Here is a 919-nt window from a genome sequence, read left to right on the forward strand (position 1 = left end):
TGTTTGATCCGATGGTTTGATGGTGCGATCCTTTCTCAGGAATGGAAGGAAGCATTATGGGCCAAGTTCGTCACGGGAGCGCCACGACCACGCACGCTGTCAGAGCAGCTATACAGCGATCGCAAGCTCCGCTCGCAGCGTTGAGCCAGGAATTGGGTATCAACCCGAAGACGGTTGCCAAGTGGCGGAAACGGACGACGGTCGAAGACCTCAAGACTGGCCCTCGTGAGCCACGGTCCACGGTGTTGTCTGAGTGTGAGGAGGCGATGATCGTCGCCTTCAGGCGGCACACATTACTGCCGCTGGACGACTGCCTCTATGCGCTGCAACCCACGATCCCGAGTCTGACGCGGTCGGCCTTGCACCGTTGCCTGCAAAGGCATGGGATCTCACGCTTGCCGGATGTTGAAGGCGACAAGCCAAAACGGCAGCGCTTCAAACGCTATCCCATTGGCTATTTCCATGTCGACATCGCAGAGGTGCAGACCGCTGAAGGCAAGCTCTACATCTTCGTTGGCATTGACCGGACGAGCAAGTTCGCCGTAACCCAACTCGTTCAAAAGGCAGGGAAGATGGCCGCCGCCCAGTTCTTGCGCGACCTGATTGCTACTGTTCCTTACAGGCTGCACACGGTGCTGACCGATAACGGCATCCAGTTTACAAACCGAAGCTGCGATACAAGTGCCTTCGAACATATCTTTGACCGCGTGTGCCGCGAGCATGCAATCGAGCACAGGCTGACAAAGGTGAAGCATCCTTGGACGAATGGCCAGGTCGAGCGGATGAACCGAACGATCAAGGACGCGACCGTGAAACGTTTCCACTACGACGACCACAATCAGCTCCGCACCCACCTGGCGGACTTCATGGCAGCCTACAACTTCGCACGCAGACTCAAGACCCTCAGCGGGCTCACGCC

1 protein-coding gene is annotated in these 919 nt (G+C 57.5%); it reads left to right on the forward strand.

The window, feature by feature from the left end; all coding sequences use genetic code 11:
- Positions 1 to 56 precede the first annotated feature (56 nt).
- Positions 57 to 919 (forward strand): IS481 family transposase (locus ROG8370_RS19945; RefSeq protein WP_085828843.1); only part of this gene is annotated, 863 nt, incomplete at its 3' end.

It is taken from the genome of Roseovarius gaetbuli, assembly GCF_900172365.1.
Lineage (GTDB): Bacteria > Pseudomonadota > Alphaproteobacteria > Rhodobacterales > Rhodobacteraceae > Roseovarius > Roseovarius gaetbuli.